This is a genomic window from Proteus sp. G2669 (genome assembly GCF_009915245.1).
Lineage (GTDB): Bacteria > Pseudomonadota > Gammaproteobacteria > Enterobacterales > Enterobacteriaceae > Proteus.
In genome coordinates, this window is sequence record NZ_JAABLX010000026.1 from 67,467 (window position 1) to 83,423 (window position 15,957).

The 15,957-nt window shown below is 34.6% G+C and carries 18 protein-coding genes; 6 read left to right on the plus strand and 12 right to left on the minus strand.

The genetic code is table 11. The features are described from left to right. Window positions 1–54: 54 nt before the first annotated feature. The gene (locus GWI68_RS07845) at window positions 55–381 is read left to right on the plus strand and encodes a multidrug efflux SMR transporter (protein ID WP_004245856.1); all 327 of its coding nucleotides are present in this window, start codon (window positions 55–57) and stop codon (window positions 379–381) included. Window positions 382–584: 203 nt separating this feature from the next. Next, the gene (locus GWI68_RS07850) at window positions 585–1,889 is read left to right on the plus strand and encodes a protein-tyrosine phosphatase family protein (protein WP_166539910.1); all 1,305 of its coding nucleotides are present in this window, start codon (window positions 585–587) and stop codon (window positions 1,887–1,889) included. Window positions 1,890–1,960: 71 nt separating this feature from the next. On the opposite strand, the gene GWI68_RS07855 is transcribed toward GWI68_RS07850, so the two are convergent. From GWI68_RS07855 to GWI68_RS07875, 5 genes are all read right to left on the minus strand, one after another. Next, window positions 1,961–2,260, minus strand: coding sequence for a helix-turn-helix transcriptional regulator (locus GWI68_RS07855; protein ID WP_166539911.1), 300 nt, complete (start codon window positions 2,258–2,260; stop codon window positions 1,961–1,963). Then, window positions 2,232–2,606 (minus strand): type II toxin-antitoxin system RelE/ParE family toxin, encoded by a 375-nt coding sequence (locus tag GWI68_RS07860; protein ID WP_166539912.1) that lies wholly within the window; start codon window positions 2,604–2,606, stop codon window positions 2,232–2,234. Before GWI68_RS07860 ends, GWI68_RS07855 begins: the two co-directional genes overlap by 29 nt. Before the next feature lie 181 nt (window positions 2,607–2,787). Beyond that, window positions 2,788–5,865: a MexW/MexI family multidrug efflux RND transporter permease subunit gene (locus GWI68_RS07865; protein ID WP_166539913.1), complete on the minus strand. Its 3,078-nt coding sequence runs from the start codon at window positions 5,863–5,865 to the stop codon at window positions 2,788–2,790. A 12-nt stretch (window positions 5,866–5,877) separates the two neighbouring features. Next, window positions 5,878–6,984, minus strand: coding sequence for an efflux RND transporter periplasmic adaptor subunit (locus tag GWI68_RS07870; protein WP_166539914.1), 1,107 nt, complete (start codon window positions 6,982–6,984; stop codon window positions 5,878–5,880). Window positions 6,985–7,029: 45 nt separating this feature from the next. Further along, window positions 7,030–7,452, minus strand: a complete 423-nt coding sequence (locus tag GWI68_RS07875; RefSeq protein ID WP_166539915.1) for a DoxX family protein — start codon at window positions 7,450–7,452, stop codon at window positions 7,030–7,032. Between the two features lie 110 nt (window positions 7,453–7,562). Between GWI68_RS07875 and soxR the strand changes: the two genes are divergently transcribed. Beyond that, window positions 7,563–8,012, plus strand: coding sequence for a redox-sensitive transcriptional activator SoxR (soxR, locus tag GWI68_RS07880; protein ID WP_088494455.1), 450 nt, complete (start codon window positions 7,563–7,565; stop codon window positions 8,010–8,012). On the opposite strand, the gene GWI68_RS07885 is transcribed toward soxR, so the two are convergent. From GWI68_RS07885 to GWI68_RS07915, 7 genes are read right to left on the minus strand one after another with little or no spacing between them, the layout of a single operon-like run. Then, window positions 8,013–8,450, minus strand: a complete 438-nt coding sequence (locus GWI68_RS07885) for a hypothetical protein (protein WP_166539916.1) — start codon at window positions 8,448–8,450, stop codon at window positions 8,013–8,015. It abuts the gene before it with no gap. After that, window positions 8,440–9,111, minus strand: coding sequence for a type III secretion protein (locus GWI68_RS07890; RefSeq protein WP_166539917.1), 672 nt, complete (start codon window positions 9,109–9,111; stop codon window positions 8,440–8,442). The genes GWI68_RS07885 and GWI68_RS07890 overlap by 11 nt, the downstream gene beginning before the upstream one ends. Next, complete coding sequence (locus GWI68_RS07895; protein ID WP_166539918.1) at window positions 9,092–9,649, minus strand: type III secretion protein; 558 nt, start codon at window positions 9,647–9,649, stop codon at window positions 9,092–9,094. Before GWI68_RS07895 ends, GWI68_RS07890 begins: the two co-directional genes overlap by 20 nt. Then, window positions 9,627–10,400 (minus strand): type III secretion inner membrane ring lipoprotein SctJ, encoded by a 774-nt coding sequence (gene sctJ, locus GWI68_RS07900; protein ID WP_166539919.1) that lies wholly within the window; start codon window positions 10,398–10,400, stop codon window positions 9,627–9,629. The genes GWI68_RS07895 and sctJ overlap by 23 nt, the downstream gene beginning before the upstream one ends. 2 nt (window positions 10,401–10,402) lie before the next feature. Further along, window positions 10,403–10,690: a type III secretion system inner rod subunit SctI gene (gene sctI / locus GWI68_RS07905; RefSeq protein WP_166539920.1), complete on the minus strand. Its 288-nt coding sequence runs from the start codon at window positions 10,688–10,690 to the stop codon at window positions 10,403–10,405. 21 nt (window positions 10,691–10,711) lie between these two features. Further along, window positions 10,712–10,978 carry a type III secretion system needle filament subunit SctF gene (sctF, locus tag GWI68_RS07910; RefSeq protein ID WP_109408410.1) on the minus strand — a complete coding sequence of 89 codons (267 nt, stop codon included), beginning with the start codon at window positions 10,976–10,978 and terminating at the stop codon, window positions 10,712–10,714. A gap of 49 nt (window positions 10,979–11,027) precedes the next feature. Further along, window positions 11,028–12,110 carry a hypothetical protein gene (locus GWI68_RS07915; protein ID WP_166539921.1) on the minus strand — a complete coding sequence of 361 codons (1,083 nt, stop codon included), beginning with the start codon at window positions 12,108–12,110 and terminating at the stop codon, window positions 11,028–11,030. A gap of 324 nt (window positions 12,111–12,434) precedes the next feature. Here GWI68_RS07915 and GWI68_RS07920 point away from each other — a divergent pair, with 324 nt between their 5' ends. The 3 genes from GWI68_RS07920 to sctW are packed head-to-tail and all read left to right on the plus strand — an operon-like array spanning window position 12,435 to window position 15,940. Continuing rightward, on the plus strand, window positions 12,435–13,145 hold the full coding sequence (locus GWI68_RS07920) for a helix-turn-helix domain-containing protein (RefSeq protein WP_227336109.1): 711 nt from the start codon (window positions 12,435–12,437) through the stop codon (window positions 13,143–13,145). Beyond that, window positions 13,129–14,847, plus strand: coding sequence for a type III secretion system outer membrane ring subunit SctC (sctC, locus tag GWI68_RS07925; protein WP_166539923.1), 1,719 nt, complete (start codon window positions 13,129–13,131; stop codon window positions 14,845–14,847). The genes GWI68_RS07920 and sctC overlap by 17 nt, the downstream gene beginning before the upstream one ends. A gap of 4 nt (window positions 14,848–14,851) precedes the next feature. After that, on the plus strand, window positions 14,852–15,940 hold the full coding sequence (gene sctW, locus GWI68_RS07930) for a type III secretion system gatekeeper subunit SctW (RefSeq protein WP_166539924.1): 1,089 nt from the start codon (window positions 14,852–14,854) through the stop codon (window positions 15,938–15,940). The last annotated feature ends 17 nt before the right edge of the window (window positions 15,941–15,957 follow it).

The following is a 15,957-nucleotide window of genomic DNA, read 5'->3' on the forward strand; positions in this document are numbered from 1 at the left end:
TAAAACTATTTTTTGATAAATAAGTGTTTATTAAAATAAATAAGGATAACAATTATGTTTACCGGATTCTTATGGCTGGCGCTGTCTATCGGTTCTGAAATCACAGGCACGTCTATGATCAAAAAAACAAATGGCTTTAGTAAATTAGCGCCTTCTGTTTTAGTTATTGCTGCTTACTGTATTTGTTATTTTGCCTTGACGCGTGCAATGGGATATATCCCTGTGGGTGTAGCGTATTCACTGTGGTGTGGTTTTGGTATTGTGGGTGTGACGTTAGTTGCGATGATTTTATATAAACAAAAACCAGATTTACCAGCTATATTCTCGATGGCATTGATTATCTCTGGTGGGATAATTATGAATACATTTTCTACAATGTAAGCTAACTTCATCAATTAGATAGTGATTTTACCTTTTTAACTTAAATGCCGATATGTTATTAAACTGTATCGGCATTTTTATGTTTTTTGTGTTTCTTAAAATGAACATTAGCTATAAAAAGATGTTTTTTTTATATTTAAAAATTTAAGTGAATATAACATTTGGAGGTTTTTATTTAAATGTAAATTATAAAAGGGTCAAATATGTTTTCAATCGTAAATTTTTTTAGCCGTCCAAATGTTGAAAAAATAAATAGAGATTTAGAAATGAGGTATGTTAAGAAAGAGAATGTCGCTCATAATAGTATTAGTCATATTAGGAATACCAATCAAAAATTGCATACACCTAATTTAGCACCAAGAACGATGATAGGGGGTTCTCCTAAATTACATAACACTAAATTACATAACACTACTAAAATTCAACAAATATATAATCAACCAAGTAGTATTGATAATCTGCCTGCTTTACCGCCTAAGGGCGTTAAAGTGAATAATCCGCCAAACTTACCACCTAGAGAATTAAGAAATACTACACAGGATTTGAGTACACAAGTACCTATTCAGACAAAATCATTCAGTATCTTAAAACCTGCAGCTTATATTTTTGATGAGAAAGGTAATCGTAACATAGCGAATTCTTCGGATTTTTTAACGGCTGTAAACAGTAAACTAAAAAGTGATGCCCCAGATATAGTGAATATTTTAAATACGTGTAAGATATTATTTAATAATTTAATTTCAAATAATTATTTATCTTCTCGATATGAAAAAATAGATAATTCTAGGTTTGGGATGAATTTATGTAATGAAAATCTATTAAAATATAATAATGAAAAACTACCCGCTAATATAATTAGCGGTACTCAAGATAACTCTTTAAGGGTTGCTTCGCAATACCCTAAAAATGATGTAAAAAACATGGCTAATTATTTAAATTCTCTAATAGAAAATAAAATTGAGACTGTTTATATTCTTGCGTCAGATGATGATATTAAAAATAAAATTAAAAATGTAAAATATTTCGAGAGTAACAGTAGTTATAATGATGTAAATGTAAAAAGTCAGACCTCTAAAGAAAATATAATCGTTAAAGATAAAGACTATATATTGAACTATACAATTTATCCTAAGATAGTAAACTCCTCGCAGGGAACTCAAAAAATAAATTTTGTTCATATTCCTAATTGGAAAGATCATACTGAAGTAGATGCAACTCAATTAGAAATGACACTTTTTTCTATAAAAGAAAAAATAAAGCCGTCTGCTAATTCAAATAGTTTAGTTCACTGTCTTGGTGGTATTGGAAGAACGATAGAAATGCTTCTCGTTGAAAGAATGATGAATATGTCACCTGATGAAAAAAACAAAACAAGTTTAGAAGAAATGGTGCATGAGATAAGAGAAAAAAGAACACCATTAGCACTATATGAAATTAGACAACTTGCAGAATTAACAGCATTTGCTTTAGCAAACGGTATTTCATTATTAAAAAATAACTCCCATTAATAAATAAAATTCCCATTGTATTCACAATGGGAATTGGTTTTACGATATTACTCTTTGTTATCTCTTTAAATTTAAAGATGGAAAACACGATCTTCACCAGTAGGTAATTCAATCGTTAAGCTAAGTTTACCGCCTAAAGCTTCAACATAGCGTTTTAATGTTGCTAGTTTTAGATCGTTACCTCTTTGCTCTATTTGGGTAATCGCAGGTTGAGAAATTCCTAAATGGGTAGCAAGTTCTCTTTGCGAAATATTTAACTCTTCTCTTAAGATTTGCAGCCCTGTTTCTAGTATCAATTCATCAGCCATTTTTTTTATGCGTTCTTGGCTATCAGGAGAACGTTCAGCGATAGCTTGTTGAAGTGTTTTCATTGTCTTCTCTTATTGATAAAAGATATGAGGTAAATTCTCGATCCGCTATATGGATCATCGTTTGGTAAAATTTCTTATTGTTAGCTTTATTTCCTGCACATAGCACAATGGCTCTTCTAGTTGGATCAAACGCAAAAAATATTCGTATAGGTTTTCCTGTGTGTTGTATTCGAAGCTCTTTCATATTCGGATATTTTGAACCTTTGATGTTATCAGCATATGGCCTTGGTAACCTAGGCCCATAAACCTCTAAATTCTGTAAGGCCGCTAAAACGCGTTCTTGTAACTCGATGTTTTGTTCTAATAACCAAGAATCGAAATTATTTGTAAAGAATACATTCCACACAGCTCACCTAATATAAGTTATAACTTATTTACAGGATGATAAGCTACAGCTTATATTTTAATGCTCGTCAGAGTAGCAAGGTAGTGTTTATTTTTCAAAGCATTCCCATTAATAAATAAAATCCCCATTGTATTCACAATGGGGATTGGTTTTACGATATTACTTTTTGTTATTTTTAGTTTTATTGCTCACTGACTTGCTGTAACTGCTTTTGACGCTCAGTTTGAGCGCTGATTTGATGGTTTCGAGCCAAGAAACTATACATCGTTGGTAACACAAACAGAGTAAACAGTGTGCCGACTAACATGCCTGACACAATAATCAGCCCTAATCCATAGCGACTATTCGCCCCAGCACCACTGGCAAATAAAAGAGGAATAAGCCCAATAACCATTGCTGCAGTGGTCATTAAGACAGGACGTAAGCGGATTTTTGCTGCTTCAATAATGGCATCTCGACGGTTTAGATTTTTATGAACTTGCAATTCATTAGCGAATTCCACCATTAAAATACCGTGCTTACTGATAAGCCCTATTAGTGTGACTAAACCAATTTGAGTGTAGATATTTAGCGTCACCATCCCTAAAGCGAGAGGGACTAATGCGCCACAAATTGATAGCGGTACAGTAATTAAGATAATCAAAGGATCGACCAAACTTTCATACTGTGCAGCTAACACTAAGTAAATAATGATAAGTGCGGCAATAAAAGCAAAGACTAACGTATTTCCTTCTTGAGTAAATTGGCGAGAATCAGATTGCCAATCATGGCTAAAACCTGCAGGTAATGAATTAGCCACGGTTTCAAGAAAAGCGACCGCTTGCCCCATTGTTACACCGGGTGCGGGGATCGCTTGGAAAATAGCTGCATTTTGTTGATTAAACTGTGTCAGTTTATTGGGTTCAACTTGAGTCGTAATATTCACAACGGTTGATAATGGGATCAAAACATTATCTTGAGTACGAATATAGTGCCCCGCAAGAGCTGCAGGCGTTAAACGTTGGTGACGTACACTTTGTGGGATCACATCATAAGAGCGGCCATCCATACCAAAACGATTAATATAGTGTTCACCCACTAATAGTGAGAGTGATTCACCAATATCTTGCATACGAATGCCTAAACTATTGGCTTTAGCTCGATCTATGGCAACTTGAACAACGGGATTGTTGTAATCTAAATCGCTATCTACCACGACAAATAAACCGCTTTCTCTTGCTTGTTGTTTTATTTGTTCCATTGTTTCAAACAAAACGGGGTAACCTAATGGGCTACGTAGCACCATTTGTACAGGTAATCCACCCACTGAGCCGGGTAGAGAGGCTAATTGGAAAGCAAAAATACTGGTACCTTCCACATTGTTGACGCGATTTTGTAAATCAGCTTGGATTTGATCTGCGTTGCGATCACGTAAATCCCAACCATCAAAGTTAATACCACCAAAGCTGGCTGAAGGCCCATCTGTACCGTTAATTATCCATGTACTGTCTGTTTCAGGTAGACTCATATAAATTTCATCAAGCTTCTGATTAAAGCGTTCAGCATAGGCAAGGTTTGCATGTTGTGGCGCTTTTACAGCAGTTAAAACGCTCGCCTGATCTTCTGAAGGTGCCAGCTCTTGTTTTGTCTGGCTATATAAAAACGGTAAGCTGACAAACACGGCTAAGGCAAAAACAACGGTTAACCAGCGATTAGCTAAAGAAAAATTAAGCACGTAACCATAATAATGAGCCAGTTTATCGAAAACAAACTCAGCCATTTTAGCCATTTTGCCTTCATTTTCTTTTGGTTTTAGCATTAATGAGCTCATCACGGGGGATAAAGTTAATGCCACAATACCGGATACAATCACACTACCTGCCAGCGTTATGGCAAATTCTTTAAATAATGCGCCTGTTAATCCAGCCATTAAACCAATCGGAGCATAAACAGCGGCTAAAGTGATCGTCATTGCAATTACAGGACCGGCAACTTCTCTCGCCCCCACTAAAGCGGCTTGAACAGGCGATAAACCCTCTTCAATATGGCGATGCACATTTTCAACAACGACTATTGCATCATCTACGACAAGTCCAATGGCTAAAACCATTGCTAGCAAGGTGAGCAAGTTAATACTAAAGCCAAAGGCAAGCATTAATCCGGCAGCACCTAGCATCGATAACGGAATGGCAAGTACAGGAATAAGAACAGAACGGAACGATCCCAAACAGAGATAAATAACCGCAATAACGATTAAAATCGCTTCAATTAAGGTTTGTACTACTTGGTTAATAGAGGCTTTGATAAAACGTGAGGTTTCAAATGCCAGTTCTACATCGACACTAGGGGGTAAGGTTTTTTGAATATCAACAAGATGATCTCTAATACCATCAACAATCACGAGTGGGTTGCCTGTTGGTGTCGGGAATAAACCTAAAAATACGGCTTTTTTACCATTCATAATACCACTGGTTTCAGTGGCCGCAGCACCTAATTCGACAGTACCGACATCACGCAAACGTACAAGATTATTGCCATCATTAATGATAACCATGTCTTTAAATTCTTCGACATTAGTGAGGTCAGTATTGACATAAACGTTGGCAATTACAAACTCGCCTTCTACTTTACCTGGGGCAGCTTGATAGTTATTACGGCGTACTGCATTTGCGACATCGCTTGCCGTTAAGTTACGACCAGCCAGTTTGTCTGCATCTAACCACAAGCGCATGGCCAATTGTTGACCACCAAATACTTGCACTTTAGCAACGCCATTAATGGATGAAAACATCGGCTCAACAACGCGAGAAAGGTAGTCTGTGAGTTCGGGAATAGAAAGCTGTTCACTTGAGAAACCCACATAAGCTACCGCTGTAGATTCTCCTGATGAAAGTTCGATCACCGGATCATAAGCTTGTTCTGGCAGCTTATAACGAACTTGATTTACCTTCGCCATTACTTGCGTCAAAGCTTGAGTTGGATCGCGGTTTAACTCCATTCTGACGGTAACTAAGCTTTTACCTTGTACTGAAGATGAAGAAATATAATCAACTCCCTCAACAGAGGAAACCGCTTGTGTAATTGGTTGGGTAACAAATCCCTGCATCAATTCAGACGAAGCACCAGGATAATCTGTTGCAATCGTAATTGTTGAGTTTTGTAACATAGGGTATTGACGAACTGGCAGTTTACTGAACGCAAATGCGCCCAGTAACAGGATCAATGTGCTAACAACTAATGCCAAAACAGGTCGCCGAACAAAAATATCGGTAAATTTCATTATTAACTCCCGTTATGGTTTTGTTGTCGCTGATTGAGCTAGTGTTAATGTATCTTGCTCAATAGGTTCAATTGAAATGCCATCACTTAATTTAATTTGGCCAGATGAGACAATTTGATCACCAAGGGATAAGCCTTCTTTTATCTCAATCATGCCGTTGTAGCGCAATCCAACTTTCACAGAGACACGCTTAGCGATAAGGTTTTTTTGATTGTCAGATTGCGCTACAAACACGGTATCTCCATAGGCAGTATAAGTAACTGCCGTTTCTGGTACGGTTAATACCATAGGACTATCTGGAGAAGTAACTTGTACACGAGCAAACATGCCCGCTTTTAATTTGTTATCGGTATTAGGTAAAACAGCTTGTACTTGTACAGTACGAGATGGACCAATAAGAGGATCGACGGCATTAATAGAGCCTGTAAATACCATCTCTGGATAAGCATCGACCTCAATATTGATGGGCTGTTTTGCGGAAATTTTGGGAGCAGCTTGCTCATCAAGTGAGAAATTCAGTTTTAAATGACTCGCATCGACTAAAGATGCAACACGTTCACCCGCATTGAGATACTGTCCTTCATGAACAAGTTTTATTCCAACAATGCCATCAAAAGGTGCTTTTATTGCTTTCTGTGCAATTCGCGCTTTCACTTCACGAATGGATGCGGCGATCATATCGCGCTCAGATAATGTACTGTCTAATTGCGCAGCGGCTGCGACATTTTTACTATAAAGCTGTTTTGTGCGGGAGTAGAGTTTATCCGCGTTAGTTAATTGTGCTTGTAAACGCAATAATTCCGCTTGTTCAGGTTCATCATTTAATTTAGCTAAAACTTGACCGGCTTTAACCGTTTGTCCTGAATCAAAATTAATCACAGCAATTCGACCATTGGTTTCAGCGGCTAAATAGACTTGGCGTGCGGCTTCTAATTCCCCAACACCTTGCATATTGTTTGGTAATTTTGATGATTGTACGGTTGCTAATGCCACTTTAGTAGGGGGGTAAGCAAATTGCTGTGATGAATCCTCATCAGATGACGTAGTTGCATAAACCGCAGCTCCTGCACTGAGTAAAAAGAGTGAAGCACATACAGTAAGAGTAAGTTTCTTATTCATATTATTGTTGATCTCATAGTGACTGTTTTTCTATTTTTTATGGTTTTATGCGTTAGCTTTTTTCCATAACGCTCTGAAATGACTTGCCATGGCTGTGGTCATTAACCCGCCAATAACGGCTAGATGCTCTATTGCAAAAAACATCGACAGCATGGCTTTATCTCCCGTCATATCCCAAAAGGTATGAACAATCACAATAGTTAAAAATAAAAAGACAGCTAAAGCGCCAGCACCTAGCCATAGATAGCGATCGAAAAGCACTAAAAGTGAGCCACAAAATAAGACGATCGCAGTGGCAATATTAAAAAACCAATCAGGTTCCAATCCCGCAGCGCGCATTTCCGCCAAACTATTCTCGTAATCAAAGACTTTGGCAAAGCCAGAAGAAAGAAATAAAACAAGAATAAGTAATCTAGCGATAAACCATAAAGAATGGCTTTCGAGAATACGTGCAACTGAACTTGGCATTCATCTGACCTCAACAATCTTAAAAAACAAAAACCAGCATCCCACTGGCTTGACTTAATTTGAGGAGAGGACTATAAAACCTCAAGTTAAGTTGAGGTCAAGAGGAAAAGATGGAAAAAGAGAAAATAGATTTCAATAGAGCACTTACAGTAGGTGAAGTGGCAAAACGTAGTGGTGTTGCTATTTCAACACTTCATTTTTATGAAGAAAAAGGGTTAATTGAGAGTTATCGAAGTGCAGGTAATCAGCGGCGTTACCCACCGGTTGTATTGCGTTATGTGGCAATTATCAAGGCGGCTCAAAGTACGGGAATTCCGTTAAAAGAAATTCAAGAAATATTGGGAAAATATCCGCCAAATAGTAAATTAACAGCAGAACAATGGCACGAAATATCAACGGATTGGAAAGTGCGACTAGATGAACGCATTCGTCGTCTTAAACGATTACGTAACGGGCTTGACCACTGTATTGGCTGTGGTTGTCTATCATTGAGTGATTGTCCGTTGCGCAATCCTGATGATATTTTAGGTGAAAAGGGTGCAGGGCCTCAGATCCTATAATCAAAATGAAAACGATGTACTATCTGGTTTGAAAAATCCCTCATAAGTATCTTGGTTGTCTGTCATTCCCAATAATTCGAGGGTAATCTGATGATAAAAACCTTGATAAGAGAGAAATGAAACCAAGGCCTGATTAATTTCATCTTGGTTTTCTGTGTGTTCTAAAGCACTTTGTTGACGTGCATACATTAAGATGGCTCGTTGGCGATTTTCTTTAATTGTTTGGTTATCTCTATTTTTAACTTCATACTGTACTAAAAAATGAAGAATATCTTTTGCATTGTTAAGATTGAGATTTTGCAACTGTTGATAAAAATCTTGGTTAAGAGAGGCTTGTAAGGGATCCTCTTTTTTTGTCATTAATGCTGATGATGGACGATGAGATGTCGCTTTTGCATTATTAATTTGATGAGTAATATATTGAGGATCAATTTTCATCGTGAGTACCTTTATCTACTGTGTTTTCATCAAACTCTTGTATATAAGCCAATAATCGCATTTTCACTTCTTGAGAAAACAGCATATGATTTTTCTCGCAATAGTATTGATGGAACTGTTTTTTCAGATCTTGAGTGAATAAAGGGGGATCAAAAAAAACAACGTGTGATCCTGAATTGATAGAAAGTGTAGATTCATTATGAAAGATCAATTCAACGTCTTGGCCATTAAGTAATTCTTCCACATAAGAACGCAGTGTTTTCGGGATCTCTAATGTTAATTTAGTATCTGTTGGTACTGTGGTGATCAGATGTTTTGTTAGTTCTATTTGCATTTGTGGTGATTGAAAATAGTGGGCAATTTCTTGAACAATTAATTCTCTTTGTTGTATTTCGTGACGACATAATTCGGTGTGATATTGTGTACATAGCGTCAGGATATCGCCTAATAATACCTGTAACCCTTCAGCATAAGCCTGTTTTTTATTTTCAACAGATTGTAATTCTTGTTTTTTCTCAAGTTCAATCAGCCGTTTCTTTATCTTTTTATGTGTTATTTGCTCTATTCTACGAATATTGTCTAATTGTCGTAGATAGCGAGAACGAATAAGCACACCCTCACAGGTATAACTCAAAAGAGTTTCAGGCAGGGATCGCAACATAATTCAGTACCAAAAGGAAAATAGAATGTGATAAATGCAGTTTTGCAGGCAACGTAATTCGCTTTTTTTCTTTGGGGAAGCAGAGTACAAAGCGTTGTGCTAACGCATTGGATATCGAAGAAATAAAATCTAATAAGAGTTGATAGCCGATATGTTGAGGTTCTCCGAGCATGTCATCTATTTTTTCTTCAGCAAATAAAATCGGTTTTAGAGAAAGAAATGCACGTAATGTAGGGGATAATTGATAGTAATTATCAACCTGTAAAAGAGCTGATGATGAGAAAAGATATCCTAAAAAAAGCGCACATTGAGGCAAGTATGACCATTGCGTAACCAGTTTATTTGCTACAGGATCATTCTCAAGATCAAAATCGATTTCGGTTTTGAGATGGTATTGTTGAATAAGTTGACGGTTTGAAAGCTTTTGCCAAATGAGATCGTCATTGGGTGTTACTAATTGATAATAATCTTGATGGATATATTGTAATGGTTCATACATCACGATAGATATCCGCTCAAATTGCTGAAGAGTGAGCATGGTTTTGCTTTTCCTCTCGCAATATTGTTTTTTCTCGACGATGCTTTATTAGCAGCACAACGGAAATAATAATGATACTGATTGATATCAGCGCAATTAACCAGCCATATTGAAAGAAAATTGAATGATTTTCATCGGGAATAACTAAGTTGGGCTTCGTGAGTTTATTTATATTTCTTGAGTAAAGTAACACAGTAATATTATTTATGCTCATATCACTAAATGCGTTGTTAATAAAAGCACGGATATCTTCACTAAGTTGGTCACTATCCAATGTATTTTCCTCATAAAAAATTAACACAGAGGCATGAGGAGCAGGAGTTCCCCGTTCTGATAATGAAAGGGGATAACTGATATGAACCCTTGCATCAATAATATGGTCAATTGTGATTAAGGATTGTTCCAAGCGTTGCTCAAGTGCAGAAATCAGCCGTGCTTTTTCTGCCTGAGGTGAGGATACCAATGCATCAGAAGGAAATATTTGTGTCACTTCAATACGTGCATTGGTTGGTAGTTGATATTGTTCTAAAATTTGTACTGCAATGGCAAAATCTTCTTTTTTAACTGTAATATCGAATAAACCTTTACCCAGCGCGATTTGGGTTGTCGTAATGTGATGTTTTTGCAATACCGCCTGTACTTGTGTTGTTTGGCGTTGATTAAGGCCCGTCAAAAGTGATTGGTCTTTACAACCCGAAAGCAATGGAAATAGACAAAATAATAGCGCGCATAATAAAGACTTAGCTCTCATTACTATTGTGCCTTTAATAATGTTTCGACAACATTTAATGATTTTCTGACCAATGTGCTGGCGAGATTCATCGTAATGGTGTAATCATTGAGCGTTGTTTGAAGTTGGGTATAACTTTGAACATCCGTCAATTGACTGAGTGTAGAAAGTTTTTCTTGTATCTGTTGTTCATATCGCAAACTATCCGCAATACTTTTTGTCGTTATGGACGCCAATGAATTGTGGCTTAATTCATCAGATGTATCAGATAAAGTGGATAAATTAATAGATGTGATGGGCGTAATTGCCATAGGTACTCCATAAATAAAAGGTTAGCGCATATTACCAATAATGCTCATGGCAAGATCTTTTACGACTTTAATGGATGTTGATTGAGCATTTCGCGTTATATTATATTCCGCAAGTTTGGCCTGATAATCTGCTAATGCCGCAGCATTAGACGTATCCATTTTTAATGCCTCTAAGGCTTTCTTTAAAGCCTCGCTTTGGTTTTTTACGGGGTTTTGAAAATAGTCATCAATATTTTGAATTGAGCTTGCATCTTCAGTATTCGCATTCCCTGTTGGGCTAGTTGACATAATATCGTTCTCTTAAAGTATTAAAGTGTCATTATCAAAAGTGAGATTTTTATCCATTAGGAAAATAAAGGTGTTTATTATCAATAAAGATATAGCCTTTACTTTCTTGTAGCATGGTTTTATTTTGTAATTCAGATTTACCTATATTCTCTTGGTAAAATATAAATTTTCTACCAAAAAAGGATGTTTGTTTTTTTATAAATTGATTTAGCGTTGATTTATCTTGATAAGATAAGTTGCTATTAAATATTAATACAAGCCTATTTTTATCTTTCTTTATTTCATAGTCAGATTTTTGAATAAAAGAAATTTTATTGATTTCATTGATTAAATTATTCATAGAAAGTGAAATAACCTCAGGGTAACAATTTTCTGGAAATTGATGATGAATAGCATTTATCTCCTTTTCTTTTTCAATTTCATTTTGATAAATAAATATTAATTTTGGTTTTTCTTTATTTGATAAAATCAAGTGATTGATTTTATGCTGTCTGGATATTAGTGAATTTTTAATTTTATTAATATCAACATAAATATATTCACCTTCTCTATTTTCTGTTTTTATCCATTCCGGTACTGAATCATCATAGAGGCAGAGATGATTGTTTTCTCCCTTGTAATTAAGAGGCGATAACTGAATCGGTATATCAACTGTTCCATCAATAAATTTATTATCTTTTAATAAGTAATATAAAATAAACAAACTGAGTATTAAAGTAAAAATGAAAATAAAAACAGTAGAATAAGTTTTTACCTTCATTTTATTTAAACTAAAATTCAACTCGTTAATGTTTATATTATCTGATTTGCTAATCAATAAGATTGGAATATCATTTAAATAAATGGGATTATCTAATGTTAATTTTTCTGTTTTTATTTTCCCTAACTTATTATTATTTATAGTAAATAAATTACCATTGTCATTTTTTTGATCAAGTTTAATATCAATATTTACATTTGAGAAATCATCATCAAAAGGAATGTATAAATTGATTTTATTTTTATGTTCACTATTTTCTCTATTTTCACCGTTATATAACAAAATGGAATAGTGATGAGATGAAAGTGATGTTTTTGTGCCTTTTAATGGCCCGTTTAAAATATAAAGATAATAAAAAATATAATTGCTCATAAATAACTTTGTTTATTAATATTTCCCGTGAATAGGTTTGGATAATAATTTAATTAATCTTATTTATTTTTAAAATAAGGTTTATTATTTTACAGTTTAAGTGTTTTTTAATAAAAATATCTTGTAAAATTTAAACTAATCTGGATGATTGTACATATTTATCACTAATTATTAATGTTATTATATCTAAAGTGCTGTAAATCATAATGCATAAATAATATTTCGGTATTAATGTTATTACCGTTATTTTTGTTTTTTTATAATTTTTAAGGTTCTATTATGTTAATAAATGATATAAAGATAAATGGTGACAATGATATATTGATGGGTGATTCTTTATTCTATTGTATTCCTTTGAGTGATGGTTCGCCGATAAAAATATATGAAAATAAAATCGTAAAGATAGTACAAGGTAAGGCATTTGTTTATAATGCGAAAAATGAGAATATTGTTTTTCAATCTGAACCACATACTTGGAAAATAGAAAAACGTTCTTTTTTTATATGTGCTCGATTATTGGCTTTTATTGATTATGCGCGTGATTTTTCAAAAATGACAGCTATTGGAACTGAATTTGATATTAATCAGAAGATTTTTCATATAGAAAATAGCGAAGGAACACTAGAGCATATTTTAATTAGTGAAGCATTAAAAGAGAATAGCCAATTAGAACCACTTTTTGTGACGATAAGACATAGTGAAAGTTATTGGCTTATTTTGCACCTTATTAGTTATTTAGATGAGAAAAAAAGCAATATTGCACAAATAGGGGAACGCTATGGCGTATCTGGTACGCATTTTAGGCGTTTATGCAAACGCTATTTGGGGAACTGCGGTAAAAGCCAATTACGTTCATGGCGTGCTGCTTCATCGATTTTAACAACGCTTTCAACGGATGAATCATTAACACAAATCGCCGTTGATAATGGATTTAGTTCTGCATCACATTTCTCTAATGAAATTAAAACATTATTTGGTATTACTCCAACGGAATTTCGCCGAATTGGTCGTTTTCTTTATGAATATAAAAAATAAAGTCTGTTTTATTATTGGGATACTTCTTTGTTGTAGTTTGCCTTTATCTGTCAAAGCAGAAGAAGAGCAAATTATTTATACACATCAAAGTAAAAAACCCGATATGTTTATTGCTGTTGATACCCGTATCGAGCAGTTTTTCTTTGTTTTATCAGATAAATTCAATAAGCCCTTTATTTTAAGTCAGGCTGTTAAGAAAAAAAGGATCACCGGTAATTTTTCATTGGCTTCGCCTCAAGAGGCATTTGAGTCGATGGTTCGCCGTATGTCATTACTTTATTTTAATGATGGTGAAGCAATTTATGTGTATGACAATACTGAAATAGAGCAAGCATTATTTCAAGTAAGAAATATTAGTATTTATGAGCTCAAGGAATATCTGCAAGATGTTGGTTTGTACGACCTACGTTTTCCATTACGAGCAGGAAAAGATAAGCGTACTTTTTATTTATCTGGGCCACCTATTTATCTTAAGTTAGCGAGAGCCGCTGCAGATTATCTTGATAATGTTGCGGCAGAAAAACAGCAACAAACAATGAATAATCAAGTTCCCACGGGGAGCTCTCGTTATGGAGAGGAATTTGTGCAGATATTTGCACTAAAAAATACCTTTGTTCAAGATCGTAGCTATTCATTACGTGATGAAAAAATTGTACTACCAGGTATTACGACAGTATTACAGCAGCTATTTCATTCACAAACACAAGAAATGAATGGAGCGTCGCGAAATAGAGAGCAACAGAATACATATTCCGCATCTTTAAATACGAATAGTAGTAATGGCGAAAGTGAAGAGGCGTCTTATTCGACAACACCTATTGTCACTCAAATGGGACAATATCATGTTGAGTTAGTACCGTTGCCTGCATCAAATAGCTTATTAGTTAAAACTAGTCGGGAAGGTTTAGCATTAGTCCATTCATTAATTACTCAGCTTGATAAGCCTAAAAGGCAAGTTGAGCTTTCACTATGGATCATAGATATTTCGAAAAGTAAGGCAGATAGCTTAGGGATTGATTGGAGTGCGCGTTTTGACTCCGGCAATCACGCCTTTTCATTTAATACATCGAGTTTAACACCAGCATCGGGTTTTAGTTTTCTCAGTAAAATTAAAGCATTAAGTGATGATGGTGATGCAAAAATGGTATCAAGACCCATCTTGTTAACTCAGGAAAATACTCCTGCAATTTTTGATAATAATACGACTTTTTATACTCAAATTAAGGGGGAAAGAGTTGCAACATTAGAATCAACAACATTTGGCACAATGATGAGTGTATTACCTCGTATTGGTAGCTCTAATAAAGAGATTGAAATGATCATCAACTTGGAAGATGGCGCAGAAAAAAAAGAAGATTCAAGTAAAGATAATGAACGTCTACCTACGATTAATCGTACTAATATTAGTACCGTAGCAAGAGTTTCAGAAGGTGGAAGTTTGCTTATTGGTGGATATACACGAGAAGATAATGTAAATGCGGAATCTAAAATTCCAGTTCTCAGTGCGATCCCATTATTGGGCAAACTATTTACATATAAATCAGATAACAATAAAAAGATGGTACGTATTTTTATGTTACAGCCACGTTTATTGGGAAGCACTGACAGTGATATCTCACAATCATTAAGTGATGATCCTTTTCAACCGATGAATAAAAAAACGACACAGGCATTGCAACAACTTCAGAATTTTATGAGGTAATGCCATGGTTACGCCAATTAAATCGACGATCCCGATTCAAATTGCAATAAAAGAAAATAAAGTTAATCATGAAAATAGAAGTGATAACGAATATAAGCAGCCTAAAATTTCAGAGAGACAGAACTATCAAAACCAATTGATGGAAATTGCTGATGATATGTCGATGGTTGCCTCGCAATTTTCACAACGCTATGGAAAAGGATTAGATAAAAAAGCAGAACGAGGAAACAATACTTTATATATTACAGAGGAAGGTGCAGATCAAAAATTAGATAAAGTATTAAAAATGTTTAAAAAATCAGATCAAAGCTTACTGGACTTATTGGCTTATTTACGACAGATGTTTCCTGACGATAGTGATTTGATTATGGTTTTACGGGAATTAATTAGAAAGAAAAAATTAGGTGCGCAATTAGATGCTGAGATAGAAAATGAAATTGTGCGTATGCTTGAAGGAGAAAATGCAAAAAATATTCGTGCGGGGATTAATGTCGCTTTAAAAGCAAAAATATTTGGTAAATTATTATTACTTAATCCCTCTGTATTACGAGATCTTTATCGTAGCTATCTTGATTTAGATTTAGAGCCAATTTATTTCTTTCAGTTTTTAATAGAAGAATATGATATTGAACGATGTACGGCTATTTTTACCTTTTTGGCACAAGGTTTGTTATATGATATGCAATCTTTGATGCCGAGCTGCTCACAAAGTTCAGAGTTTGGTTTGCTGTTAGAAAGAGTCAATAAATTAAGAGCAATATATAGTTTTATTTCATTAGGAATGGATCTTTTTAAAGAAAAAGAATTACAGCATATATTATCAGAAAAACAGCTTTATCAATTGTTCTATCATGGTATGACAATACCCGATGAAATGAATATCTATTTGTTGGGTTTATTATCCAAAGAATTTTCAAGTTTATTAATAACGGTAAAGATGCGATTTTTACAAATAATAAGAACACTATTTAATAGATATCCAGAATGCTTGTATTTATCTAATGAAAATAGAATCTCTTGCCAAAAAATAATACAAACTATTATGGATAAGTATATTCATATGGAAAAATTCGAATTAAGAAAAAACAAATAATTATTTTTAATGGATAT

What these genes read in the sequence shown, in the direction of transcription:
- GWI68_RS07845 (WP_004245856.1), top strand. Translation starts at nt 55, where the DNA reads ATGTTTACCGGATTCTTATGGCTGGCGCTGTCTATCGGTTCTGAAATC.
- GWI68_RS07850 (WP_166539910.1), top strand. Translation starts at nt 585, where the DNA reads ATGTTTTCAATCGTAAATTTTTTTAGCCGTCCAAATGTTGAAAAAATA.
- GWI68_RS07855 (WP_166539911.1), bottom strand. Translation starts at nt 2,260, where the DNA reads ATGAAAACACTTCAACAAGCTATCGCTGAACGTTCTCCTGATAGCCAA.
- GWI68_RS07865 (WP_166539913.1), bottom strand. Translation starts at nt 5,865, where the DNA reads ATGAAATTTACCGATATTTTTGTTCGGCGACCTGTTTTGGCATTAGTT.
- GWI68_RS07870 (WP_166539914.1), bottom strand. Translation starts at nt 6,984, where the DNA reads ATGAATAAGAAACTTACTCTTACTGTATGTGCTTCACTCTTTTTACTC.
- GWI68_RS07875 (WP_166539915.1), bottom strand. Translation starts at nt 7,452, where the DNA reads ATGCCAAGTTCAGTTGCACGTATTCTCGAAAGCCATTCTTTATGGTTT.
- soxR (WP_088494455.1), top strand. Translation starts at nt 7,563, where the DNA reads ATGGAAAAAGAGAAAATAGATTTCAATAGAGCACTTACAGTAGGTGAA.
- GWI68_RS07885 (WP_166539916.1), bottom strand. Translation starts at nt 8,450, where the DNA reads ATGAAAATTGATCCTCAATATATTACTCATCAAATTAATAATGCAAAA.
- GWI68_RS07890 (WP_166539917.1), bottom strand. Translation starts at nt 9,111, where the DNA reads ATGTTGCGATCCCTGCCTGAAACTCTTTTGAGTTATACCTGTGAGGGT.
- GWI68_RS07895 (WP_166539918.1), bottom strand. Translation starts at nt 9,649, where the DNA reads ATGCTCACTCTTCAGCAATTTGAGCGGATATCTATCGTGATGTATGAA.
- sctJ (WP_166539919.1), bottom strand. Translation starts at nt 10,400, where the DNA reads ATGAGAGCTAAGTCTTTATTATGCGCGCTATTATTTTGTCTATTTCCA.
- sctI (WP_166539920.1), bottom strand. Translation starts at nt 10,690, where the DNA reads ATGGCAATTACGCCCATCACATCTATTAATTTATCCACTTTATCTGAT.
- sctF (WP_109408410.1), bottom strand. Translation starts at nt 10,978, where the DNA reads ATGTCAACTAGCCCAACAGGGAATGCGAATACTGAAGATGCAAGCTCA.
- GWI68_RS07915 (WP_166539921.1), bottom strand. Translation starts at nt 12,110, where the DNA reads ATGAGCAATTATATTTTTTATTATCTTTATATTTTAAACGGGCCATTA.
- GWI68_RS07920 (WP_227336109.1), top strand. Translation starts at nt 12,435, where the DNA reads ATGGGTGATTCTTTATTCTATTGTATTCCTTTGAGTGATGGTTCGCCG.
- sctC (WP_166539923.1), top strand. Translation starts at nt 13,129, where the DNA reads ATGAATATAAAAAATAAAGTCTGTTTTATTATTGGGATACTTCTTTGT.
- sctW (WP_166539924.1), top strand. Translation starts at nt 14,852, where the DNA reads ATGGTTACGCCAATTAAATCGACGATCCCGATTCAAATTGCAATAAAA.